Annotated in this window: 16 protein-coding genes and 2 pseudogenes; 4 read left to right on the top strand and 14 right to left on the bottom strand. The window is 63.1% G+C overall.

What is annotated here, in order from left to right; all coding sequences use genetic code 11:
• Window positions 1-9: 9 nt before the first annotated feature.
• Window positions 10-1,707, top strand: a complete 1,698-nt coding sequence (locus D5400_RS06595; RefSeq protein WP_126008820.1) for a GspE/PulE family protein — start codon at window positions 10-12, stop codon at window positions 1,705-1,707.
• 19 nt (window positions 1,708-1,726) lie between these two features.
• Here the strand turns inward: D5400_RS06595 and D5400_RS06590 are convergent, their stop codons facing one another.
• From D5400_RS06590 to D5400_RS06550, 9 genes are read right to left on the bottom strand one after another with little or no spacing between them, the layout of a single operon-like run.
• Complete coding sequence (locus D5400_RS06590; RefSeq protein ID WP_126008818.1) at window positions 1,727-2,188, bottom strand: hypothetical protein; 462 nt, start codon at window positions 2,186-2,188, stop codon at window positions 1,727-1,729.
• Window positions 2,185-2,721 (bottom strand): type II secretion system protein GspM, encoded by a 537-nt coding sequence (gspM, locus tag D5400_RS06585; protein ID WP_126008816.1) that lies wholly within the window; start codon window positions 2,719-2,721, stop codon window positions 2,185-2,187. The genes D5400_RS06590 and gspM overlap by 4 nt, the downstream gene beginning before the upstream one ends.
• Window positions 2,718-3,764, bottom strand: coding sequence for a PilN domain-containing protein (locus D5400_RS06580; RefSeq protein ID WP_126008814.1), 1,047 nt, complete (start codon window positions 3,762-3,764; stop codon window positions 2,718-2,720). Before D5400_RS06580 ends, gspM begins: the two co-directional genes overlap by 4 nt.
• Window positions 3,764-4,642 carry a type II secretion system minor pseudopilin gene (locus D5400_RS06575; RefSeq protein WP_126008812.1) on the bottom strand — a complete coding sequence of 293 codons (879 nt, stop codon included), beginning with the start codon at window positions 4,640-4,642 and terminating at the stop codon, window positions 3,764-3,766. Before D5400_RS06575 ends, D5400_RS06580 begins: the two co-directional genes overlap by 1 nt.
• Window positions 4,639-5,283, bottom strand: a complete 645-nt coding sequence (locus tag D5400_RS06570; protein WP_126008809.1) for a hypothetical protein — start codon at window positions 5,281-5,283, stop codon at window positions 4,639-4,641. The genes D5400_RS06575 and D5400_RS06570 overlap by 4 nt, the downstream gene beginning before the upstream one ends.
• A complete protein-coding gene (locus D5400_RS06565; protein ID WP_126008807.1) occupies window positions 5,280-5,672 on the bottom strand; it encodes a hypothetical protein in 393 nt (130 codons plus the stop codon). The genes D5400_RS06570 and D5400_RS06565 overlap by 4 nt, the downstream gene beginning before the upstream one ends.
• Window positions 5,669-6,124 carry a pilus assembly FimT family protein gene (locus D5400_RS06560; RefSeq protein WP_126008805.1) on the bottom strand — a complete coding sequence of 152 codons (456 nt, stop codon included), beginning with the start codon at window positions 6,122-6,124 and terminating at the stop codon, window positions 5,669-5,671. Before D5400_RS06560 ends, D5400_RS06565 begins: the two co-directional genes overlap by 4 nt.
• On the bottom strand, window positions 6,102-6,563 hold the full coding sequence (gene gspG / locus D5400_RS06555) for a type II secretion system major pseudopilin GspG (RefSeq protein ID WP_126008803.1): 462 nt from the start codon (window positions 6,561-6,563) through the stop codon (window positions 6,102-6,104). The genes D5400_RS06560 and gspG overlap by 23 nt, the downstream gene beginning before the upstream one ends.
• Window positions 6,560-7,762: a type II secretion system F family protein gene (locus D5400_RS06550; protein ID WP_126008801.1), complete on the bottom strand. Its 1,203-nt coding sequence runs from the start codon at window positions 7,760-7,762 to the stop codon at window positions 6,560-6,562. The genes gspG and D5400_RS06550 overlap by 4 nt, the downstream gene beginning before the upstream one ends.
• Before the next feature lie 372 nt (window positions 7,763-8,134).
• Here D5400_RS06550 and D5400_RS21495 point away from each other — a divergent pair, with 372 nt between their 5' ends.
• The 3 genes from D5400_RS21495 to D5400_RS06540 all read left to right on the top strand — a co-directional run bounded on the left by D5400_RS21495 (window position 8,135) and on the right by D5400_RS06540 (window position 11,534).
• Window positions 8,135-9,469, top strand: coding sequence for a hypothetical protein (locus tag D5400_RS21495; protein ID WP_245451459.1), 1,335 nt, complete (start codon window positions 8,135-8,137; stop codon window positions 9,467-9,469).
• Complete coding sequence (locus D5400_RS21490) at window positions 9,466-10,431, top strand: multicopper oxidase domain-containing protein (protein WP_245451458.1); 966 nt, start codon at window positions 9,466-9,468, stop codon at window positions 10,429-10,431. Before D5400_RS21495 ends, D5400_RS21490 begins: the two co-directional genes overlap by 4 nt.
• A gap of 155 nt (window positions 10,432-10,586) precedes the next feature.
• On the top strand, window positions 10,587-11,534 hold the full coding sequence (locus D5400_RS06540) for an SCO family protein (RefSeq protein WP_126008799.1): 948 nt from the start codon (window positions 10,587-10,589) through the stop codon (window positions 11,532-11,534).
• A gap of 107 nt (window positions 11,535-11,641) precedes the next feature.
• Here the strand turns inward: D5400_RS06540 and D5400_RS06535 are convergent, their stop codons facing one another.
• From D5400_RS06535 to D5400_RS06520, 5 genes and pseudogenes are all read right to left on the bottom strand, one after another.
• Window positions 11,642-12,952, bottom strand: a complete 1,311-nt coding sequence (locus tag D5400_RS06535) for an HlyD family type I secretion periplasmic adaptor subunit (RefSeq protein ID WP_245451457.1) — start codon at window positions 12,950-12,952, stop codon at window positions 11,642-11,644.
• A 52-nt stretch (window positions 12,953-13,004) separates the two neighbouring features.
• On the bottom strand, window positions 13,005-16,733 hold the full coding sequence (locus D5400_RS06530; RefSeq protein WP_126008797.1) for a cadherin-like domain-containing protein: 3,729 nt from the start codon (window positions 16,731-16,733) through the stop codon (window positions 13,005-13,007).
• 20 nt (window positions 16,734-16,753) lie between these two features.
• A complete protein-coding gene (locus tag D5400_RS06525) occupies window positions 16,754-18,520 on the bottom strand; it encodes a type I secretion system permease/ATPase (protein WP_126008796.1) in 1,767 nt (588 codons plus the stop codon).
• A gap of 103 nt (window positions 18,521-18,623) precedes the next feature.
• Window positions 18,624-20,480 (bottom strand): annotated as a pseudogene (locus D5400_RS21815) (calcium-binding protein); the annotation flags it as partial.
• Window positions 20,481-25,487: pseudogene (locus tag D5400_RS06520) on the bottom strand (peroxidase family protein); the annotation flags it as partial.
• Window positions 25,488-25,551: the final 64 nt, after the last annotated feature.

Raw genomic sequence — 25,551 nt, 5'->3', positions numbered from 1 at the left:
AAAATCCACATGGATGCTTTCGTTACAGATGCTCAAATCAGGGATCCGGTGCCCTTTATCGCGTTCCTGCAAAACAACGGATACATGTCCGGCAACGAGCCTATTCTGGGAAACCTTCGCCAAGCTGGACGCACGTCTTACAGCGATCTGCACGACGCGGCCTTGATACCCGCGCCGCGCCTTGCGGATGCCATCGCCGCCTTTCATGGATTGCAGCGCGCGGATGACCAGTCGATCGCCTATGATCCCGAACTGCTGGAAGGCCTGTCGATCCGCTTCCTGCGCGGCAACTGGCTCTTTCCCTGCCGATTGAACGGCACCGTCGCCATTGCGACCGCCGACCCGACCCGCACCGTAGACATCGACGTCCTTCAGCTTGCCATGGGCGAAGAGGTGCCGCTGGCTGTCGCGTCCTTCGATGCGCTCGCTGCCCGTTTCGATGAGGCGATGTCCGAGCGGCGCCACGCTGGAACAGCCGCAGCGGTGGAACGTCCTTCGCCCATCGGCGAAAGCGAGATCGAGCGTCTGCACGACCTTGCGAGCGATGCCCCGATCGTCAACGCCGTCGACGGGCTTGTGGAAGCGGCATTGATCGCGGGAGCCACCGATATCCATGTCGAGATGGAGCAGGCCGGCGCACGCGTCCGCTTGCGTGTGGATGGTGTATTGCGTCTGCACGAGCGTGTCTCGGAGGAAACCGCGCGCGGCATCATCTCGCGGGTCAAGATCCTGTCGGGCCTCAACATCGCCGAACGCCGCCTGCCGCAGGATGGACGCGCCCGGATGCGCATCGGAACGCTCGAAACCGACATTCGCGTGGCCACGGCCCCTGCCCTTCATGGCGAAAGCCTCGTCATGCGACTTCTGGCGCGTGGAGCCCACGCACTCGATCTCGCCCGCCTCGGCATGGCGCCCGATGACCTTGCAAGGTTCAGCGCGCATCTCGAGCAACCGCACGGCATGATCGTGGTGACGGGCCCGACCGGCAGCGGCAAGACGACGACCCTGACGGCGGCGCTCGCCGCGCTGAACCGATCCGACCGCAAGATCATGACGGTCGAAGATCCGATCGAGTACCAGATCCCCGGCATCAGCCAGACCCAGGTTCGGCCGGGCATCGCGCTGGATTTCGCCACGGCGCTTCGCGCTTTCCTGCGCCACGACCCGGATATTCTGATGGTCGGCGAGATGCGCGATGGCGAGACGGCGGCCGTCGGCATCCAGGCCGCACTGACCGGCCATCTGCTGTTGACGACGCTGCACACCAACAGCGCCGCCGACGCCGTGACGCGACTGGTGGATCTCGGCGTCGAGCCGTTCCTGATCAACGCGACGCTCAGATGCGTCGTCGGCCAACGCCTCGTGCGGCAGCTTTGCCCACATTGCCGGACCGTCGACGAGAATGCCGGGCAAGCCCTCAAGCCCTTTGCCGACAGCGGTCGTCTGACGATGAAGGCCGATGCAATCATCTACCGCGCCGAAGGCTGCAGCCAGTGCGCACAGACCGGTTACCGCGGCCGGATCGGTATCTTCGAAGTGCTCAGCATAGACGAAACGCTGTGCGGCATGATCCGAGCGGGCAGCTCTGCCGGCGACATCGAAGCCGCGGCCGTGTCGAGCGGGATGATCACCATGCTGCAGGATGGCTATGCCAAAGTGTGTGCCGGCCAGACGAGCGTCGACGAGCTGCTGAAAGCCACCATCTGAAGCACGGTATGAGTCGCGCCTATCGCTGAAACAGGGCATAGACCGCGCGCCTCCCCTCATGTTCGAAGGCGATGGTGCGCGCATCGACGACCGACAGCACCCAGCGATCGAGTAAGGCGCCATCCTTCATCCGTAGCACCTCGCCCGTCGGCTGGTGCTCGATGATCGCAAAGCCTGAATCATCCCCGATCGTGACGCCGACCAGCCGCACGGCAGGCTCCGGCAATGGCGGCGCAGACGGTGGCGCCATGGGTTCGGCAATGGCAACAGGCTGAACGATGGCAGGTGCTGGTGGCGCGGGCGTTTGCCGGGACGGCGCAAACAGCGGCCGCTCCCGCATGGCCGTCATCGCCTCAAGCGACATCTGCGGAAAGAATGGTGCTCCAACAGCCTTTTCCCCGGCGCCATCGGCCATCGCAGCCGTCCAGACCATGACAGAGCAAATCAGGGCGAGGACTGGGCCAAGAATGCGGCGCGTCATGGCTCCAGTCTCCGATAGGCTTCCACGACCAGATCGGCATTGAGGATCGGCGCCTCATCGGCATCGAACGTCGCCAGCCGCAGCGACTGGACGCGCATGGCCGGCCGACGCTGTTCGATCGCGTAGAGCATTTCCTGAAAGGCATCGTTCCCGGCCTTGAATGCCAGCCGAAGCCGGACGCCCGGTTCGGCCTCCGCCTGGGTGCCCGTGTCCAGGGCGCGCATGACCTCGAACTCGTCGATGTCGATCCCCGCCTCACGCGCAAGCGTCGCCAGCTGCGCCTGGAGACCAGCCGCAGCGACGGCCTCGGTCGCCCCATCCACGTGGAAATCAACAAGCATCGCCTCGGCCGAGCGGTCACTGCCGTCGGCGCTCGATTGCAGCCGCTGTTGCAGCTCCGCAATCGTATTTTCGACGATCGCCGTCTCTTGCCGCAGATCGTTGAGCCGATCCTGGGCCCAGAGAAATGCAGCGACTGGTGCCATCGCCATCAGCGCCAGGCAGGCAACCGTGGCGGCGCGCGCGCGGCTCATGACGCGTCTCCCGCCCGGACGGCTACGACCTCAAAACGTTCCGACCCCGTTTCGCGATCGACGAAGACGGACGAGGCGAAGCGGACCTGATCGAGATTGGGATCGCTTTCAAGCAGCGGGATCAACGCACCCGCGTCATCCGAATATCCCGAGAGCCGGATCTCCGCTCCGGACGCCTCGAATGCCGTGAGATAGGTCCCATCAGGCAATGCAGCGCTCAAGGCGTTGAGCAGCATCACCAGCGGTTCGTCAGCCAATTTCGCCTGCAGCAATTTTTGTGCACCCTCAGCGGGCGCATTGTCGGCCATTTGTGTTTCGAGCTCTGTGCGAAGCGCGGCCGCCTGCGCCGCTTGAGCCACAAGATCACGCTCCGCAGCGGCGACCTGCAAATATGCGATGGTGCTGCCGATGAGCGTTCCGGCAAGCAGGAGCAGAAGGAGGGCGGACGCGTTGCGCCGCGCTTTCGCGTGGCGCGCCTGCGGATCGGCCAATAGATCGAGCGGCGGTCCCTCGGACAGGCTTTCGGAAATCGGCCCGAGTGTCGCGGCGCGCAGACCGGCTGCGGCGAGGTCCTTCTCAATCCGCTCCCAGAACTTCCGCGCCATAATGGCGATCCGCACCATCAGTGCGCCGGGCGCCTGCGCACCGTCCCGCTCTATCCGGAATGCATGGAGCGCGCTGCCGCTGTTCCACGGGCTGAGCTTTTCGATCTGCAGCCCCACAACGGCCGGGATGTGCTCGGGAGGCGTCGGCGGCAACTGCACGACGCGTCGCATCACCATGCGCTCACCGAGGCGAACATCGACATCCATCGGCTGCTGTTTGGCGGTTCGCTTGAGCGCGGAACCGATGGTCGCCAGAGATCCCTCCGCCACGGTCACCAGCTTGCTGCCGCGCCGCTTTTGCAGAATGAAACCACCGGCCGTCTGCGTGAGGACGTGACGGCTTCGCGAGCGACGCTCGTGCATTGGTGTGATCAATGCAGCGGTCTCGTCGACCAGAAGCGCCCAGATGCGGTGCACAGGAGAGAGGAGCGCGCGCATCAGCGTTCTCCCCGTCCGGCGTCGGTGATGGGGCGCCGCGCCCAGGCAAGCACTGTGAACGGGTCCTGATCTGTCCCGTCTTCAATGACGGCCTCGGCCCGTCCCGCCAGCCCGTTTTCGGCCCAGGCATCGATGGTAACACGAAACCGCTGCGGTTTTTGCGTGGACAGATAGTCGGCGTGGTCACGGGCAATCTCGAGGATCGTCTCGTCACCGGTCTCGCTTCGTGCCTGGCGCGCCGAGAGGATCCGCTCGACCTCGCGCAGCGATATCTCCGGCACTGCGCGCAGCACCAGCCTATCCGCGCTCCAAGGATCAACCTGCCCCATGCCGCCGAACACCGTAAGATGGGGTGAAAGACGCGCAAAATCGTCTGGCGCCAGCCCATCGATTGCAGCGAGATCACCGATCGTCGTCAGCGTCCCCGACACCTGCGTTTGCGGATCGCCGGCGGAACGAAGTGCCAGCACCCGATCGGCGAAACCTGCCGCCGGCATGGAAGTGGCGCCGACCTCGGAATAGAGGTTGGCCAAAAATTCCGCATCGGCCCAGTTGACATCGACCCGCCCGGTTTCCGCACCCGCCTCGACCACCACGCGGCCGTTTTCGAGCGCGATCGTCTCGGCGCCGGAGTGCCAGCCCTCGTCGCCGCTATCGGCCCCGAACAGCCGAAACGCTGCAAGGTCGAGCCCGCTGTCGAGCAGCGCTTCGACCTCGACCATCTGCAAGTCAATCAGCGAACGGCCAAGGGTTGGCCGCGGTGTCGTGAGAAGACCGGCTGCAATCGTCGCGAGCAGCGAGCAGACCAGCAGCACCGAGATGGTCACATATCCGGCGTCGTGCCGCCTCGCATCGGGATTGGCCAGCGCGCGCATCATGGCCGACCCGTCCGGTCGAGCACAGCCACGCAGGCATCGAGGCACACAGTGGTCCGGTTGGCGCGAATGGGTGCCACGACTTCGGCGATGATGGTTTCCGGCGCCTGCGCGGCCAGGACGCTCAGCCGCACGAACGCCGGCAATTCATTGGCGCGGGTCCAGCTGTCGAGCCAGCGACCTTCGCCGTGGCGGGCGCGATAGGCAAAGCGGAAGCGCCAGGGGCCATCAAGCACCGCTTCGGCGCTTGCGGCTGGGCTTCGATCGGCTGCGACGGAGGTGTAGTTTGCGACCGTGCGGTCGACCCGCGTGTTTTGCGCTCGATATGTGACGCGCGCCGGGATGCCGTCGATGCCAAAGCGTGCTGTAACGAACGTCATCGCATCGGCGCTGCCCGTCATCGACGGTCCGTTGCTGACGTCGCCCGGGATAAAGGCCGCAGCAACGTCGTGCCGCCAGGCTTCCAGGCCACCCATCAGCATTTCGGCAAGGTTGGTCCGCTCGCTCATCGCCTTCGCGTTACGCACCACGAGACCGGTCGAAACCGCGAGCGCAACGAACACCATCGCCGTAATTGCCAGCACGACGACCGCTTCCAGAAGCGCGAAGCCATCTTCCCTGCTTGTGGAAACGGTGTCGCTCATTTGACCGCCCCGTAGGAGAGACGCTCGACAACAAGGGTTCGGTTGCCGCTCACCTGAATGCTGATGCGCGTGGTGAACAGCGCAGGCGACGAGCCGTCCTCCGATCTTGAAGTCAGCCCGGCTTCGCGAATTTTCGTTTCGACGCGCCAGCTATGGCCATCGGTGGCACCGGTTTGCTGGCCCGCATGGGGCGAGCTTCGCGCCAGATCGGCCAGCACGCTGTCGGCAACGAGCCGCGCGCTTACCAGGCTCGCCGTCTCGCTCGACATCTGCCGCGCCGTCACGATCGCCTGCGGAAGAAGCGCAGTCATGGCAGAGAGCGTGGCGACGGCGACGAGGCTGTCGATAAGAGTGAAACCGGCCTCGCTGTCATGTGCTGGAGTTTTCATCGGCCGCTCCCGGCATTGGGAGCGGTCAGCCTGATGGCGGAGGTGGCGGCATCGATCGAGATGAGGTTGATCGACTGCGCTTGGGACAGGCGAAACACTCCGCCGGACGATCGCCCGTCGGGATAGAAGACGACGCCCTGTCGCGCCTGCATGTTGACGGTTACGCCATACGGTATGGGGACGACGATCCCGTTTGCATCGGACCGGATGAGTAGCCCGTCGGTATCTGCGGTGGTTGCAACCGGCGTGCCGCTGCGCAGGGCGGAATTGCGATCCGCCCGCAGCAAAGAGACGATGGCGCTAGTCGTACGTTCGAGACGCGCCGATGCCACGAGCGCCTGAGCCGGTGGTACCACGAGTGCTGCGGCCAAGGAGACGATGACGATGGCGATCATCGTTTCGAGAAGAGCGTAGCCGGCCGTTGCGTCATCAGGGCGTCTGGCTGTCGGCATCGTCGCCTCCCCCCTCCACGCCATCCGGCCCAAACGAGATGATGCGGTACCGCCCACCCGGTTCTGCCCGGTAGGCGTAGGCGTTGCCCCAGGGATCGCTCGGGATGGCAGCCTGCTGGATGTAGGGACCAGACCAGCGGGCGATGCCGTTGCCATTAACGAGTGCGCCGAGACCTTCGGCATCCGACGGGTAGCGTCCAGTGTCGAGATAGAAGAGATCGAGCGCTGCGGTCAGCGCCGTCATTTGAAGCGCACTCGAGCGCGCGCGCGCATCGGTCAGATAGCCCAGCACCCTTGGCGCAACGAGGCCAGAGATCAGGCTGAGGATGACGAGCACGACCAGGAGTTCAACGAGCGTGAAGCCTTCCTCGCCGCGCCGGTTGCGGCGCTGGGCGCCCAGGTAAAGATCGTTGGCGGTGGGGTGCTTCCGGTTTTTCATAGCACGATCTCGTTGAGGCTGAGGAGCGCGCCGACGACGGCGACGATCATCCAGGCAATGAGCCCGCTGACGAGCAGGAGCAGCACCGGTGCCGCTACCGCCGTCATCCGATCCAGCGCCTTGTCCAGCATCGCTTGATAGACGCTCGAAACCCGCGCGCACGCATCGGCAAGCTCGCCACTTTCTTCCGCAACCCTGACCATCTGTGCGGCCGCCGGCGCGATGATCGAACTGCGCGAAAACGCAGCACTGAGCCGCATGCCGCCACGCACGGCGCGCACCACCTCCGCCAGATCCCGGCGATGGCGCGATTGGCGCAGAACGTCGCCACCATGGCGAAGCGCAGACGGCAGGTCGGCACCGCTCGCGAGCAGAAGCCCGAGGATCGCCGTCAGGCTCGCAGTCCGCTCGTATTCGAGGATGCGCTTTGTACCGGGCAGCGCACCGGCCACGTCGAAGAACAGGTCGGCCGCAGCCGCACTGCGCATGACGGCCAAGGCTCCGATCAGCAGAAGGATTGCGCTCACGAGCAGCGCTGTCTGATGATCAATCGCGAAGTCCGACAGCGCAAAGACCAGCGATGCCTGGCCACCGGCCGCGATCTCGAGATCCGACAGCGCGGATTTGAACTGCGGGATCACGTAGAGAAGCACGAAGGCAAGCACGGCGATCGCCGCCACCGCCAGGAAGGCCGGATACGCAAGCGATGCAAACAGCCGCTCGCGCAGGCGCTCGACCCGCCGCCTTTCGACGACGAGCAATTCGAGCGATGCCTCCATCGCGCCGGACCGTTCTGCAGCGCGAACGACGCCAAGATAGGTCGATCCGAATTGTGCCACATGGGGTGCAAGCGCTTCCGACAACGCGGCACCGGACGAAACGGACCGGGCAATCTGATCGAGAACCCGCGCGAAGCTGCGCGATGCCCCTTGCGCGACAAGGGCAAGCGCCTGGTCGAGCGCAACCCCGGCGCGCAGCAGCAAAGCCAGTTGTTCTGTGGCATCGGTGATCTCGCGCCGGGCAACCTGCGCCCCGCCGTTCTTCGGCGCCGAGATATCCCCAACGGCATCCTGAACGAGCACGGGAACCAGCGAGCGCGCCTCGAGCGCGACGAGCGCCTGGGTGCGCGAAACGGCGTGTTCGACGCCTTCGACGACCTGACCGTCCGGGGTCAGTGCCTTGAATCGGAATCCCTGCATGTTCCCTGGCGCCCGCTCGCCTGTGGAAGCTCCTTTCGGCCCTATGGCTGACGCGTGTGCCCCTGCATCAGACCTTGGGCCGTAGGAAATCTAAGCCCCTAATTTTCTTCACCGTTCCCCTTGAGAACAGGCATTCAAACTAAGGCTATCGGCAAGGAAAGCGAATACTCCGATGTCGAATATATAAAGAGACAAAGGTCTCCACCGGCTTGGACCTTGGTCCTATAGAAAAATAGACTTTGCTAATAATTGAATACCTAAAGCGAAAGCGTAATATAGAAAAGATAAAATCACAAAAAAATCAATTTTCAACATGTTCCGAGCGGGGACTAGGCAATGTATATAGCGGAAAACGCATCGAGAATCCGTAAGTTGGAAGCTGAGCGGGCGCGGGCGAACCGCGCGGAGATCGTACAGGCGCTCAATCAAGAACAAGTATCGCGGCGTGATCTCATCCGCTGGGGCATCTTTACCGCCGCCGGAGCGTTGGCATTGAAGAACGGTCTCAGCCCGTTCGCAACCAGCGCCTACGCAGCCGTACCGACCGGCGCACCGAGAAGTCCGCTATTCGGCATCAAGAAATTCACCCAGCCGATCCACAGGACACAGCTGCAAAAGCCCATTCCGTTGCAGCGCCAGCGCGACACGCTTCAGGAAGGCAACGAGTTCAACGCCGTGTTCCCGACCCAGCTCCAGGAGCCGCCGGCGCGGCGCCTGTCCTACCACACCGAATTTAGCAAGAACCCCTATGCCGATATGGCCTATGTCAATCCGCTGACGCAGCGCGGCCCGATCGAAGGCCGTCCGCCCGGTGAGATATTCGCCCATCAGCGCTGGGAAGAATACTTTCCCCAGGCAGGCTATATCATGTCGATCGGCCAGTGCGCCGGCGACACATATCTTCACGATTACTTCCCGACCCAGTCGCCCGACAGTTTCTGGTGCTATGGATCCGGCAAGAACAGCTACGGCTCCATGCCGCCGTTCCTGATCAAGATGCGCTATGGTGAGCCGGTTCTCACCCGCATCTACAACAACATGCCGGTTAACCGGTCACAGAACAACGGCTTCGGGCGCAACGAAACGCAACTGCACTTTCACAACGCCCATAATGGCGCGGAGAGCGATGGCGGTGCCAACACCCACCATTTCCCCGGCACATTCTACGATTATCGGTGGAGCACGACGCTCGCGCGCGCCGACCGCATCAACACGACAGCCAGCGACCCGCGCGCATCCGGCCCGGATGGCAATGGAGGGCTGGTCCATGTGAAGGGCGACTATCGCGAGATCCAGGGCTCCATGTGGGCCCATGATCATCGCTTCTTCTTCACCGCCGAGAATGTCTACAAGGGCAATTTCGGCGCGATTAACATGTATAGCGGCCCCGACCGGGGCAACGAAGCGCTGAATGACGGTGTCAACCTGCGCCTGCCGAGCGGATCGTTGCTCGACTGGGGCAACACCGATTTCGACGTGAATTTGTTGGTCTGGGATTGTGCCTGCGATGCAAGCGGCCAGCTCTTCTTCGACATTTTCGACGTCGACGGTTTCTTGGGCGACATGCCTTTGGTCAACGGTACCTATGCCCCTTCATGGAAGTGTTGCCGCGCAAGTACCGGTTCAGAATACTTAACGCCAGCGTTTCGCGCTTCTGGAAATTTGCGATCGCCGACCAGAACGGCAACCCCGTTCCGTTCCAGTTGATATCGACCGACGGCAATCTTCTGCCGCAGCCCTACACGCTTTCGACGCTCCCGCCGCAGGGCATGGGCGAGCGCTTCGACATCGTCGTGGACTTCACCGGTTTCCCGCTCGGCCAACGCTTCTATCTCGTCAACCAGGCCAAGCACGTGGATGGCCTGCGGATGAAGGAACAGCTGTCGATCAAGACGTCGATGCGCGGTGACAAGGACGATCCGGTCGTGGGGTCCATCATGGAGTTCCGCATCGTCAACCAGGTGCAGAGCGTCGATGTCGAAGGTGTTGTCCTGAAGCGGACCGATCTCGATCGCAGCCAGGTGCCGATGCAGTTGACCGAGCAGATCCCGATCGTGCAGCCGGTCCGCAAGCGCCATGTGGAGTTCAAGAAATCCGGCGGGAACTCGCGCGGGCCCGACGGTTCGTGCACCCCGGACTGCCCTGAACATGCAACCTTCCCCTGGACCGTCCGCATCAATGGCGAAGACCACCATTCTTTCAACGCCAACCGCATTTCGATGGTGATCCCGCAGGCAGGCGATGTCGAGCACTGGACCTATGAGAACGGCGGCGGTGGCTGGGATCATCCCATTCACTTGCATTTCGAGGAAGGCGTCACGATCAGCCGGCGCGGCATGTCGATGCCCGCTTTCGAAAAGGGCGCCCGAAAGGATGTCTGGCGGCTTGGCGAAGGCGGCAGCGTGACCTTCCAGGTGCAGTTCGGTGAATATGGCGGTTCCTACGTGAACCACTGCCACAACACGGTGCACGAGGATTTCGCGATGCTTGCGCGATTCCAGCTGCTCACCGGCGTCCCAGGCTCGCCGCAGCGCGCCATCACGCCGACACCGAATCCGACGCCGGACGGGGTGTTCTTCACCAAGCCGGAAATCATTCCCGAGGGCGTACCGCGCGACATGAACCGACAGCAGCTGGCTTCGGTCACCGATCTCATACCGAAAAACTGACCACGATCCGAAGGGGCTCGGCAAATGGGCAAGACGAAACGCATGCTGGCGGCACTGGCCGCCAGCCTCCTCGCTGCGACCGCGGCAAACGGCGCCTCGCCCTGGGGGAGAACTACTTTCCAAACAGCACCGTCATCACGCAGGACGGCATCAATGTGAAGTTTTTCGATGATCTGATCCGCGACCGCATGGTGGTGATCAGCTTCATCTATACCTCATGCCGCGATCTGTGCCCCATCAACACGGCGCGGCTGGCGGAAGTCGCCCGCCGCCTCGAAGGCCGGATGGGCGAGGATATCTTCTTCGTGTCGATCAGCGTCGACCCGCTCAACGATACGCCGGAACGCCTGAAAGCCTTCGCCGACGCATTCTATGACGGCCCGGGCTGGACGTTCATCACCGGCGACGAGCAGACCTTGCGGCAGATCGGCTCCAAGCTCGGCAACAATTCAGAAGTGCCGGCAAACCATCGAAATGAGGTCGTGCTCGGCAATGCGCTGACCGGCGACTGGTCCAGGAACACCCCTTTCGGCGAAATCGAAACGCTGACCAGCGCAGTTCTCGATCTCGATCCGGTCTGGCGCGAACAACGTCGCATGCCGGATCAGGCCTATCTCGATCCCGCCGACTTGGCCGGCCTGCAGATCAGCGCGGAGCCTGGCCAGGCGCTTTTCAAGAAGATGTGCGCGCCCTGCCACACCGTCGGCGTCGGCGACATGGTCGGACCCGACCTGATGGGGGTGACGGAACGGCGCGAGCGCGATTGGCTTGCGGCCTTCATCCGCGACCCTGAAACGAGCCGCCGGGCCGGGGATCCTGTCGCGCTTGACATGGTGGCGCGCTTCCCGGGCGTTCGCATGCCGTCATTTGCGCTCACAGAAAACGACGCGGCCGATCTCATCAGCTACCTCGAAACGCGCACGAAAGACATCATGACAGCCCGGGCCGACGCCATCGCGCATGATGCGGATCCTGCACACCACCATGGCGACCATGCAGCCCAGCCGGTGGCAGCTGTCGATGATCATGCGGCGCATGATCAAGGTCACGGTGAAGATCATAGCCACGCGCATGGCCACGACGCCAAGCCGCACCATCACTGAGATCATCGAGCTAACTTGAGAAAAAAAGCCGGCGCCCCTTTTGAGGGCGCCGGCTTTTTGACGGGATGCTGTACCCACCCGCCACTGTCCGCGTCTTCAGGCGACGCCTATTCCTCGCGGAATGCCTTGGCCATCTGATCCGTGAAAGGCTTGACGAGATAGGAGAGCGCGGAGCGCTCACCGGTCACCAGAAGCACGTCGACAGGCATCCCGGGGATCAGGACCTTGTCTCCGAGCGGAGCCAGATCGGACGTGATCTCCACCGTTCCCAGATAGAAGTCGCGCCCCGAAGCCGGATCGCGGGTTGCAGCCGCGGCCATTGCTGTGACCTGGCCTTCGAATTCCGGTGTCGTGCGCTGGTTGAAGGCCGTCAGGCGAAGACGCGCGGGCTGGCCGATCGTCACCTGGTCGATATCGGTCGGCGAGACGCGCACCTCGACCATCATCTCCTCGTCCTCAGGCACGAGCGACAGGATCGTTTCGCCTGAGCCGATGACGCCGCCGACCGTATGCACCGCAAGATCGTACACGAGACCGGACGCAGGAGCCCTGAGCTCGGTGCGCGACAGGCGGTCCACCGCGGCGATTTCGCGCTCACGCAATTCGGCGATGCGGGCATCGATGTCGCGGATCTGCGTCTGCGCCGTTGCCTTGAGTTCCTGGTCGATCGCGATGATCTTCAACTCGGTTTCGCTGATCTGCCCGCGCGCCTGCGCCACCCGTGCTTCGATCTCACCCCTCTGCCCCTCGATGCGGGCCAGTTCCCGTTCCATCTGCCGCACGCGCGAACCTTCGGTCAGCTTGCGCTCCAGAAGCTTGCGCATCAGGGTGATGTCGTCGAGTAGCAGCGTGTGCTCGGCCTGGTTGGAAGCAAGCTGCGCCTCCATCCCCTTGATCTGGTCCCGCAACTGCTCGGCCTGAAGCGACAGCTGCTCCTTCTGGCTGTCGCGCATCGCGCGATTGTCGAGGAACAGTTTCATTTCACCGGCGATCACGCCGGATGTGCCGTCAGTGGACCCGAAGCCTTCTGGAAACGCGACCTCGGCCTCGCCATCGCGCTCGGCCTGGAGACGGGAATAGACGCCGGTCAGTTCCGTCAGCTGCGACCGAATGATCGACAGCTCGACCCGCGTGTCTGTCTCGTCCAGCTTGACCAGCACATCGCCTTCCCGCACGCGGTCTCCGTTCGAGACGCGGATCTCGGCGATGATTCCACCATCACGATGCTGGACTTCCTTGACCTGCCGCTTGACCGCGATCTGACCCGGCGCGATTGCGGCGCCGGCGAGACTTGCTTGCGCGGCCCAGCCGCCGCAACCAATGATCAAAAGCCCTGCCAACGAAGCCGACATGATCACGCGCGAGCGGATCCCGAAAGAGCCGCCGCCACGGGTTTCCTGCGATTTACCAATCATCATTCCCATACTCATGCTCCACAAAATAAAGAGGCGGCATGTTCGCTGCCGCGTGTCATGCCTGTGCGTCGATGTCGCGTGCCGCGAGAATGAAATCTTCGCGCGTCAGCTGGTGATGTCCGAGAAGTGCAAGTTCGAATTCTGCGTCGGGGTCGCTGTCGGTTGTCCCCGAGACGATCGTGTAGTCGCGGTCGCCAAATCGCTCATGGCGGAAGCCGACGCTGCCGGCTTCGGTGAACGTGGCGCCGGCGATATCGACGAAGAGCTGGCCTTCAGGGCCGGACAATCGTGAGAAGTCGATCCGATCGCCCACGGTAAAGTCGGTGATCTCGTCGCGAGGACCGCCCTCGTTCGTCAGATCGCGCAGCTTGCGGAAGACGAACGTGTCGTTGCCGTATCCGCCGGTGAAGACGTTGACGGAGTCGTCTGCGACCAGCCAGTCGTTGCCCCGGCCGCCGCGCACGTTCTCGATATCGAAAACTTCGTCATACCCAGTATCAAGGCTCTGCACGAAGCCCCCCGGCAAATCGACAAGCACGTCGGCGACGATCTGCGAGAGATCGTACGTGTCGACACCGCTGCCGCCGATGATGAGATCATCGCCATCTTCAGAGATGGCAATGAAGATATCGTCGCCTTCATCTCCATAGAGCATGTCGGCGCCATCGCCGCCGGTGATGACATCGCCACCTTCGCCACCGGAAACGATGTCGTCGCCGGCACTACCAACCAGCACGTCGGCGCCTTCGCCACCATCGATGACATCATCGCCGGCTCCGCCGTCAACGACATCGTTGCCTTCGTCGCCATGCAGGATATCGCCGCCTTCGCCGCCGTCGAGAACGTCGTCTCCAAGACCAGCATGGAGGACGTCTTCACCTTTACCGCCCGCCATCAGGTCGTCACCGGCGCCGCCGATCAGAACGTCGTCGCCTTCATCGCCGCTCAGCGTATCGGCGCCTTCGCCACCATTGACGGTGTCGTTGCCGTCACCGCCTTCGATGACATCGTCGCCTTCAGCACCCAACAGCAGGTCTCCGCCCGCGCCGCCACGGATCAGGTCATCGCCTGCCCCGCCATCGACACAGTCATTGCCGGTGCCGCCGGACAGGACATCGTCTCCCTCGTTGCCTTCGATGACATCGTCCCCGGATCCGCCGTCTGCGACGTCGTCGCCGAAGCCTGCGAGGATGACATCGGCGCCCTCGCCGCCATCCAGGCTGTCATCGCCTTCGCCGCCGATCAACTCGTCCGCACCGGTCCCGCCCGAAAGCGTGTCATCCCCGGTGCCCCCATCGATGACATCGTCACCAGCGTCACCCGCAAGCACATCGTCGCCAGCGTCCCCGCTCAGCTGGTCCGCGCCGTCACCGCCATCGATCGTGTCATGGCCCTCGCCACCGTCGATCTGATCGTCACCGATGCCCCCATCGATAACGTCGTCACCGGCGTCACCCGCAAGCACGTCATCGCCGGCATCCCCGCTCAGTTGATCCGCGCCGTCACCGCCGTAAATCTCATCCGCACCATCGCCACCGGACAGTTCGTCATCCCCGGCCTGGCCCTCGATGACATCATCACCTGCACCGCCTTCGGCAACATCGTCGCCGGCGCCAGCCAGGATCACATCGACGCCTTCGCCGCCATCGATCGTGTCATGGCCCTCGCCACCGTCGATCTCGTCGTTACCGATGCCTCCATCGATAACGTCGTCACCGGCGTCACCCGACAACACGTCGTCACCGGCATCCCCGCTCAGCTGGTCCGCGCCGTCGCCGCCGGAGATCTCATCTGCACCATCGCCACCGGACAGTTCGTCGTCCCCGGCCTGCCCTTCGATGACATCATCCCCCGCACCGCCTTCGGCAACATCGTCGCCAGCGCCAGCCAGGATGACGTCGGCACCTTCGCCACCATCGATCGTGTCATGGCCTTCGCCACCGTCGATCTCGTCATTCCCGATGCCCCCATCGATAACGTCGTCACCGGCGTCACCCGACAACACATCGTCGCCCGCATCGCCGCTCAGCTGGTCTGCGCCGTCACCGCCGGAAATCTCATCTGCACCATCGCCACCGGACAGCTCGTCATCCCCGGCCTGCCCTTCGATGACATCGTCACCCGCACCGCCTTCGGCAACATCGTCGCCGGCGCCAGCCAGGATCACATCGACGCCTTCGCCGCCATCGATCGTGTCGCGGCCCTCGCCACCGTCGAGAACGTCATCGCCGGCGTCACCGCTGAGATCGTCGTTGCCATTACCGCCGGACAATGCGTCATCGCCGGCGCCGCCGGTCAATTCGTCGTGCCCCTCGACACCGTCGAGCGTGTCATTACCGGCGTCGCCCGCGAGGAAGTCGTCACCCGCATCGCCGCTTAGCTGGTCCGCGCCGTCTCCACCGGAAATCTCGTCCGCACCATCGCCGCCCGAGAGATAATCGTCCCCAGCCTCGCCCCCGATGACGTCATCGCCGGCACCGCCTTCAGCGACGTCGTCGCCCGCACCTACGCGGATCAGGTCGGCACCGTCGCCGCCTCGGGCGAGGTCGTTGCCGAGGCCGCCCAAGAGAATGTCGTCTTCCGTCCCGCCATCGAGAACGTCGTCCCCAATCCCCCCGTCGAGGTGGTCCTTGCCTTCGCCGCCGTCCAGATGGTCATGGCCAGCATCGCCGGAGAGCCGGTCATCGCCCTCCCCGCCAAACAGCTTGTCGTTGCCCTCTTCACCGAACAGTCGGTCGTTGCCGCGGCCACCGAACAGCATGTCGTCACCGAAGCCGCCGAAGAGCGTGTCGTCGCCATCCTCGCCATAAAGACGGTCGTTGCCGTTGCCGCCGAAGAGGGTGTCGTTCTGCGCCCGGCCGTAGATCAGATCATCGCCATCCAGGCCGAACATCCGGTCCGGATCCGGCGTGCCGATCAGGATGTCGTTGCCGTTCGTTCCGATGATGTCGGGATCTTCGTAATCGAGATCGCTATAAGCGACCTGCTGGACGGACGTCTTTCCGTCGCTGATCTTGTAGGTGAATATCACTTCGCCGACATAGTCGTATGCAGGCGTGTAGAGCCACTTGCCGGGCGCAGTCTGCGTGATCGTACCGGAGGACACCGACAGGTCCTGAATCGTCAGGACGTCGCCGTCCGCATCCGACGCACCGACGAGCAGGTCGGCTGCCGCAATGACGATCGCTTGGTTGACCAGACTGTCCTTCAGGCTGACGGGCCCGGCAAGCGTGGGCGCACGGTTCGGCGTCTTCTCCTTGCCGTCGTCATCGTCGCGCCGTTTGGCAGGCCGTTCTTCCGGCTTCACCTTGCGCGGCGATGGCGTGCCTTCGACATGATTGTCGTTCGCCCGTCCGGTCTTGCCCGGTTTCAGGGGACGGAGCGAACCGCCGCCGGCTGCGCGCAGGCCAGCCTCGAACGCTACGGCGTCGCCTGTCTGCCCGAGAAACGAGATGCGCGCGCCGATCCCGGCTGAGATATCGGCCGAGAGCTGGTTGAGCGACGATGCGATCTGCGCGATCCGAGCAATGTCTGTTTCGAACGACAGCGGGTCGCTCTGAGGCTCCGGCACAGCTTCCGCCACGTCGCGAAGCGGCCTGTCGGACGAGAAGGCCTCAGCCTCGTTGCCGAACAGCTTTCGCAAGGCGGTAAACAGGCCGACGGCGATGAAAGGCATCATCGCCATCGTCTGCATGCGCCCACCGCCCTCGGTCTCCTCGAAGCGCTTTTTGGCTGCGGTGGGGTTGGTGTTCTGCCACCGATTGAGAAAGAGCCGCTCGTCCATTGTTCCAGTTCCTCGGTCTCTCAGGCGTTGGTGCGTTCAAGCGGCCGACGGGCGAGTTCCCCACGCTCCGCCAAGGCGGGCTTGCGGCGCGGCGGCGTTTCCTGAAGGATTTCTTCCTTCGGCCCAAATGCGACCAGCCGGCCATTCTGAACCATGCCGACCATGTCGACCGCGGCAAGCGCACTTGGCCGGTGCGCCACGACAACGACGATGCCGCCACGGTTGCGCACGCCAGCGATCGCCGCCGTCAGTGCGGCTTCGCCTTCTCCGTCGAGGTTCGAGTTCGGCTCGTCGAGCACCACCAGGAACGGATCGTCATAGAGCGCACGGGCGAGGCCGATGCGCTGGCGCTGACCGGCCGAAAGCGCCATCCCGTTGGAACCGAGCTGCGTCTGGTACCCTTCGCGAAGCCGCACGATCAGCTCGTGCACACCCGCCGCCTTTGCAGCAATCACGATCTTGCGGGCGTTTTGATCGCGGTCGAACCGAGAAATGTTCTCGGCGATCGTGCCGTCGAGCAACGCCACGTCTTGTGGAAGATAGCCAATTGCCTTGCACAGAACATCCTCGCGATACTGCTCCAGATCCGCGTCATCGAGACGGATCGCGCCGCGCAGAAGCGGCCAGATGCCGACCAGCGCACGAACCAGTGATGTCTTGCCGCCACCGCTCGGCCCGATCAGTCCAAGCGCCTGCCCGCTCTTCAGCTCGAAGCTGACTTCGCCGAGCAGCACGGCACCCGATGCCGGGGCGGCGATCGTGACGTTCTCAACCTTCAGACTGCGGGCCGGCATGGGTAGATCGATCAGGGCCGACTTGTCTTCCATTGCCGCGAGCGTTTCACCCAGGCGCTTGAAGCTGCGCCGGGCTGCCTGCATGCCCTTCCACTGGCCGATGACCAGATCGACCGGAGCCAATGCGCGGGCGGAAACGATCGACGCGGCGATGATGCCGCCTGCTGAAAGCTCGCCCTGGATTGTCAGAAACGCCCCCATGCCGAGAACGGCCGACTGCAGGATCATGCGCAGCACCTTGGAAAGGCCGCTGAACGTGCCCGTGATGTCGCTCGTCTTCGTCTGCAAGGCCAGATGCGCTTTGTTGGCTTCTTCGAACCGCTCGACCGCGCGGCCCGTGAAGCCCATCGCCTTCAGGATTTCCGCATTGGCGGCGTGGCCATCGGCAAGCGTGTTGCGCATCAGCGCCGCCTTGTTCATCTCCCGGCTCGAACGGCGCGTCAGCATTTCTGTCGCGATCGTCAGGCAGGCCAGCACGATGGCGCCACCTAGCGTCAGGAGCCCGAGCATGGGATGCAGCGCATAGATGAAGATCAGGAAGACCGGCATCCAGGGCAGGTCGAACAGTGCCACCGGGCCCTGTCCGGAAAGAAAGCCACGAATCGTATCGACGTCGCGGCCACGTTCCATCGCCTCGGACGTGGAATAGCCGAAGCGGGGCATCTCGATCACGACGCTGTGCGCCATCGGTGCCAGTTCGGCGTCGTAGCGTGCGCCGATGCGCACCAGTATCTGCGAGCGCAGGATGTCGAATATGCCCTGGAACAGATAAAGGCCGATCGCCAGCGCGGAGAGCGCGATCAGCGTCGGCATGCTTCCGGACGTCAGGGCCCGATCGTAGATCTGAAGCATGTACATGGCGCCGGTCAGCGCCAGAATGTTGATGATGCCCGACAAGGCGAAAAGATAGATGCCTATGGAGCGCATCTTGCCGAGAACGTTCGGCACCTTGGCACTCGCGGCCGCATTGGTCTTCTTGCTGGTCTTGTTCATCGAATGAACCCCCGGAGAGTGGCAACTGCATTGGAACGATTGCCTGTTCTTGCGTCCGATCCGCCGGTTCCTCGACCGGCGGATCGGCATTTCTCATGCACTGTCAGCTCAGGATGTCGGTGTCGGTCAGGTGATGCCTGCCCTTGATTGCGATCTCGAAGTCCGCGTCGGTGTTGCCGTCGACATTGCCCGAGAGGATGGTGAACTCGCCGTCATCCGTCGTGATATGGCTCTGCCTGATCTGGCCTGCCGACGTGAACGATCCCCCTGAGATCAGCTGGAACTGCTGATTTCCAGCGGCCCCCACATTCGCGTCGATCGCCGAAACGTCGATCCGGTCGCCCGGCTCGAAATTCATGATCGTGTCGCCATCCGCTGCGAGTGTGGACAGGAAGCGGTAGACGTCCGACCCCTCGCCACCGTCGAGCACGTTGATCGCGTCGCTGGCGATGATGGTGTCGTTGCCGCCACCGCCAATCGCGTTTTCGATCGAGTAGATCACGTCGCGGACACCCGATGCGGTCGTCACGCTGCCCCGCTCATTGAGGCCGTTGCCGAGATTGATCGTCAGGGCCTCGGTGAGTGCAGCGTAGTCGATCGTGTCGATGCCTTCGCCACCCCAGTAGATGTCGGCATCATCCCCAACGGTTGCGACGAACAGGTCCTTGCCCGCGCCGCCGAAGAGCTTGTCGCTGCCTTCGGCACCGATGAGAACGTCGTCGCCATCCTCGCCATAGACCGTGTCGTGGCCCCAGCCCGCATCGATCCGGTCGTTTCCGGCCCCGCCGAAGACATCGTCCTGGTTGCCATGGGCATGGATGATGTCGTCGCCATCGCCACCGAAGATCGCGTCTTCGCCGTCGCCGGCCGTGATGGTGTCGTCGCCGCCGAGCGCGATGATCGTATCGGCCTGCGGACGTCCGACCAGGATATCGGCGCCTTCCGTACCGATGATCTCGCCCGGGTTGGTCCCACCGATAATGACGCTTCCCTGTCCGTCAGCATCATCGTCGGAGTCATCGTCATCGTCATCGTCATCATCGGAGTCATCGTCGTCATCGTCCGTGCCGGAATCCGCCTCCTCGTCGTCTCCATCTTCGTCGGAGTCGTCGTCGTCTTCCGCGTCTTCGCCTTCTTCGTGCTCGTCGTCGCCGACGTCGACGCCGTTGTCGTCGTCGTCTTCGTTCTCGGTTTCGTCGTCATTGTCCTCAGGCGGCGACGCCTGCTGGAACTGGGGCGGCAGATCGCCGGTGAAGGTGATCGAGTTCGTCCCGTTGCCGAACGTCTTGGTCCCATTCGGGTTGGTCGTCAGCACATAGCTCGTGATCTCATCGCCGGGTGCGAGCACCACCACGTCCTGCGGCCGCAGCGTCCCGATCAGCGTCACGTTGCCGCCGAGCGAGGTGAAGTGGAGGCGGTGCGATGACAAGAGGCCGGAAATGTCGATCGTCTTATCGCCCACGCCGGAATTCACCCGGATCGTGTTCTGGCTCAGCGTCGTCGGCGAGAAGTTGCCGACCGGAAGGACGGCGTCGGCGCCGTTGCCGGTGTTGATCACGATCTCCTCTATATTGCGGAGTTCGGCGATGATCGAGGCGTTGTTGGTCCCGTTTCGGGTGATCACGATCTCCGTGTTGGCATTCAAGGCAGCGATATTGTTGCCCGGAACATCGTCCCACGCCTGGCGCGTATAGACCCGGAACGTCTCCTGAGTGGCGTCGCCATTGATGATGACCGTATCGGTGCCGCCGACGCCGCCGTCGATGATGTCGCGGCCGTCGCCCACGTTCCAGGTAATGGTGTCATTGCCCGCGCCGCCATTGATGGTGTCGTTGGCAGTGCCGCCGAAGAGCGTATCATCGCCGTCTTCGCCGTTCAGCGTATCAGTGCCGCCATCGCCATTCAGTGTGTCATTGTCAGCCCCGCCGTTCAGCGTGTCATTGTTGAGACCACCGTTCAGCGTGTCGTTGCCCGTTCCACCATTCAGCGTGTCGTTGCCCGCGTCGCCGTTCAGCGTGTCAGTGTCCTCGTTACCGTTGAGCGTGTCGTTGCCGGTACCACCATTCAGCGTATCGTTGCCGCGAAGACCGCTGAGCACGTCGTTGCCGCCGGCACCGTTCATCAGATCAGAGCCATCCGAACCCGACACTGTGTTGGCCCCGCCATTGCCATTGTAGACAATGCCGACGAGGTCGCTCGGCGCTGAGAAGAGCTCTTCCGCAAAGCCACCATTGTCGGTGAAGCTGACGGCTGCACGAAGCGAGAGGCCGAGTTGCGCAGCGGTGGGCGTGAAAGTTGCGCCCACGGCACCCGGAATATCCACCCAGACGCCATCGACCAGAGACTGCCAGCGCACTGCCAGAACCACGCCCGCAAGTCCGTTCAGATCGGTGATGCCGGCGAGATTAGCCGTCAGCACCTGGCCCTGCCGCGGCGTCACGCTGCTGAGGACTGGCGCACCCTGCGCCGCCTGGGCAACCGAATAGACCTCGCCGCCCGCAAAGTGCAGCTCTTCCATGTTCCAGACGGTGTCCGTCCCGTCGGAGACGAGGTTGCGCTCCGTCTGCGGATTGACGACAGCGCTCACCACATTCTGCGTTACCGTCACGCTGCCATTGGCGTTGTGCGTGATCGTGTAGTTTTCGATCACGTCGTTGAAGACGGCGACGTCGACCGAAGTGGAGTCGTTGCTGTCGATCACTTCACGCACGATCTTCATCTGCGCCGGGGTGATCTGCCGGGCGACCATTAGTTCGAACAGCGACTTGTTGGCCCACTGTGGTCCAAGCCCCAGGGCAGCGACCTCGGCTGCGGTGAAGACATGCTTCATCGTGTCGACGGAAGCGGCTTCCGGCCCGGAGCCATCAGCGCCCAGATGGATCGCGATCCGCACGTTCAGCCAGCGGTCGCCATCGAGGATGTCATCGCCGCCATTGCCCTGCAGCCGGTCGCTGCCGGCACCGCCAAGCAGAACGTTGCCGCTTTCGAAGAGACCGTTTGCGCCGAGCGAAACGATGCTGTTCAAGCCGTTGATGCGTGCAAGACCTGCGGCGTCGAGCCCATCGTTGAAGAAGATGTTCTCGGTGGTGGCGACGGTATCGCCAGGGCCGACTTCGCCGAACTCGCGGTCGTCGCCGATCAGCGTGTCGTTATTGTTCCAGCCGGACAGCGCTTCGGTCTTGTCGAAGCGGTTGCGCAGGATGTCTTCCGCTTCGGTGGTGAAGATCGGGATGCGCATGTCGGCATAGCCGTCGAACTGCATGCCCTTGAAGATCGCCCAGTCGAAGCCGAACATGCCTTCGTTGCGCATGACGCTTTCGCCCTGGACCATGATGTCGTCGCCGGATTCGGCGTCGAAATCGTGCTCGTCATTGCCGGCGAACATCACGTCGTGGCCCTTGATGGCCGAGTTGAAGAAGAGTTCGGAGTTGTCCCCGGCCGTCGTGTCGAAGCCGTTGCCAGCTTCGATCCAGTCGTCGCCCTCATTGCCCATGAGGAAGTCCATGTCGTCGCCGCCGAGGATGAAGTCGTCACCCTGGCCACCGAAGACTTCGGTCGCATCCACACCAACGAAGACCGCGTCCTTGCCCGATCCACCCATGATGATATCGAGGCCGTTGGAGTTGGCGATGACGTCGTCGCCTTCCTCACCCTTCAGGAAGTCGCCCGTGTCGCCGGAGTCGGTGATGATGTCGTTGCCGGCACCGCCATTGACGAGGTCGACGCCTGCACCCGCTTCGATGCGGTCATCGCCCGCATCGCCCCAGATGCCGTCATCCCCGAAATCGGCGATGATCGTGTCATTGCCGTTGGTGCCGCCAAAGACCACGTGCTCGCCGCCGAAGAAGCGGAGATAGTTCGCATCGGGGCCAACTGTACCAGGATCGTTGCGCACGACCTTGCCGAGGCCCATGGCTTCGAGATAGGCGTCCTGGCCAACGGGATCCTTGCCCGGCAGGTTGCCGTTCTGATCCGCCTGATTGGCTTCGTTGACCTCGAGAACGTAGTCGTACCGGGCGAAGGAATCGACGCCGATATGGCGCAGCACGATGTCGTCGGACGTCCCGCGAATGCCGTCCGGACCGGGATCGGCAAGGGCCGTGTTGGCCATGATGATCTTGGAGAAGGAGTTCTGCTCCAGCTCGTTGAGGAAGTTCTGGCCCTGCGTGCGGGTAAGATAATAGAACCGGTCGCCATCCTGCAGGTTTTCCAGCTGCAGTTCGAAAACGGCGTTGAAGGTGGAACCGAGCATCCCGCCGAACGGCATCTTCTTTTCGGCCAGGCCGCCGATCCAAAGATCGATGTCGTTGAGACCGCTATTGGCGGCGTTCCAAGCCCCTGTGCTGTTGAGGAATTCCTCGCGGTCGGCGATTTCGGTCGGGAACCCGTCGGCGTCGACGCCGAGGACAAGCTCCAGAGCGATGGCGCGCTTTTCTTCCATCGTGCCCGCGATCAGCGGATGCTTGCCGTAGGCCGCAATGAAGTTCACGACCGAGATCGGGTTCTTCAGATTGGCGGCAAATTCCGCCCAGCTCGTGTAGGGCGTCAGGAAGGTCGATCCGCTGGCGGCATAAAGCTGCTCGCGGGCATCGTTGAGTGATGGCATGCCGGTGTCGCGACCGCGAGCGATGTTGATGGCGGCAAGGTCGAGCGGCAGGCCGAGCAGGTTGTTGCGCAGCGCATTGACGACGAACTCGTCGATCTCGTTGCCGCGCTCGATCGTCATGCCGCGCACGATGGCAGCAGCCGCCTCGTCATGCGAAATCGTGTGGTCGTTGTCGTAAAGGACAGGATTCAGGAACGCCTCGACGAGATCGACGTCTTCGTTGAACGGGTTCCCGTTGTCATCGATGCGCGGCATGTTCTCCGTGAGCATCGAATGGCCGAAGCGGTAAACCACGTTGGCGAATTCGGCGAAGATCGACGGATTGATGTCCGGAATGCTGTTGAACACGAAGACGTCGATGTTCGGCTGGATCTTGCGAGCGAACTCTTCGAAGACCAGGTGCTGATATTGCATTTCCGTGGCGAAACGGCCCGCCTGGAAAAGACGCTCGCCGTCCCATGCCGCAGTGAGGTTGAGCTGAGCAGCCAAAGCCTGCGCTTCCGCAAGATTGGTCGGCAGGACCGTACCCTGCGGGAGATCCGTCGTCAGCCATTCATTGATGAACGCGAGATTGCCGCTTTGCAGGATCGTGAGCTTCTGGGCATCGACCTGTCGGTTGTGTTCCGAATGGAAGATGTGGTGAACGGCGGTAAGTCCGATATTTTCGTTGCCGCGACCGTCCCCCGTGATGAAGTGGCGATCGAGCAGTTCGTCGTCATAGGTGAGATTGACGCCGAACCCGTTCGATTCGATCACGTTGCCAGCGATATCGTCCTCATCGGGCGTGACGGCGACCTGCGGCGTCGCCGGATTGCGGTCGTGATCGACAAGGAGCTTCGGCACGGCGTTGTGCGCGATATCGTCGAGGAAAGCGTTCGCCGTTCGAACGGGCGAAACCGAGCCGAGGGGCGTAGGTACGCCGGCCACTGGCGTGTGAAGAACGACCGGGTTCGAGGGCGTTCCGCTGGCGACGCCGTCATCGTCGGTATTGGGAATGCCGTCGGGGCCAAGAGAGAGCACGACCTGCGGGAAGCCGTTGGCATCGCGGATGAATTCGCCATAGGCGTCCGTGCGCAGAAGCGGAACGGCGAACACGTCCATGTCAGAGAGCTGGATGCCGAGCAGGTTTAAAGCCTGCGCCTTAACATCCGCCCAGGTTGCCAGGCCGCCATCTTCGCTGCCCAAAAGCCGACCTGTTGCCATCGGCTTGTCGTCGACCAGCGTGTATTCGCGCAGGAACACCTGATGCGACGCGTTCGACGTGTAGGTCTGGTTCTGGTCGACAAACGGCGTCGTCACGTTGGTCTGGGTCGGGACGCCGCCGGGGCCGGGGGCGGGCGTCGCCCGCGTCAGCACCATGAACTGCGACTCTGGACGGACTTCGTCGCCATTGCCGGCGATACCGTCCGGCCCGTGCGTGACAAGCGGGTCGTCGGCTGCGAGCGGCACGTAGATCGTGCCGGAACCGCCCTTCGTGATGAGGTCGAGACCGTGGTCGAAGAACTGGCCGAAGAAGGTCATCCAGGCATTGAACGGTGCGGAAAGACCTTCGTCGGGTGCGACGTTCGGAATGTCGATCGTGTTGCCGTTGAAGGTGATGCCTTTTTCTTCGGCCAATGCGCGCATCGCGGCCTGCGGATCGGCGGCGACCGCCTGTGCTTCAGCAAGTGCTGCTTCCGCTTCGGCGAGATCGATGGCGGCGTCCTGAATGGTGTCGATCGTCGTCGGATCGGTCGGCGAGAATTCCGCGATGGCCTGCGTCAGCAGGTCCGTCGCCTCATCAACGGCAAGCTGCGCCGCGGCAAGCGCTTCGGCTGCGGCAGTGGGCGTGATCTTTCGCGCAAGGATCGCCTCGAGATCCGCCTGGGGATCTTCCGATCCGGCATAAACCAGCGCCGCAAAGATCGCGGCCGGGTTGTTGATCGACATGTCCGCAACGAGGTTGGAGATCGTACGCGGATCGGCATCGACGACGCTCGAGCCAGGCGCATAGTTGCCGTTCTGAAGAACGCCGCCCGGACCGGGTCCGTTGAGATCGAGGCTGTCGCCGTCATTGTCGTTGATGAAGGTCGGCTCGAAGAGGCGCGGCATCGGCTGGTTAGCAGCGCCCCACATTTCGCGCCCCGGCAGAATGTTGTTGTAGCTGCCGTCGACCGTGCGCAGACCAAACGGTGTCTTTGGATCCGGGATCGCCAGCACGGCGCCGGGCGTCCCTTGCGGAACGACATTGCCCAGCGCGTCGACGTAGATGTCCGTCAACTCACGGGCGTTCGTGCCCGAATGCGCGGTGGAGTTACCCTCCGCGATCTTGATCTGCTTGAGGATGAACTCCAGGTCGGCGAGATTGAGTTTAACGGCCATTGTGCCCTCCATCGGATGGCGTGCCCCTAGTCCAGCACGCGCGAGTTTCCTGGCTCCATCGATC

The sequence above is a fragment of the Georhizobium profundi genome (assembly GCF_003952725.1).
Lineage (GTDB): Bacteria > Pseudomonadota > Alphaproteobacteria > Rhizobiales > Rhizobiaceae > Georhizobium > Georhizobium profundi.
Note: the sequence above shows the minus strand (reverse complement) of the source record. Positions and strands in the feature narration are given on the sequence as shown.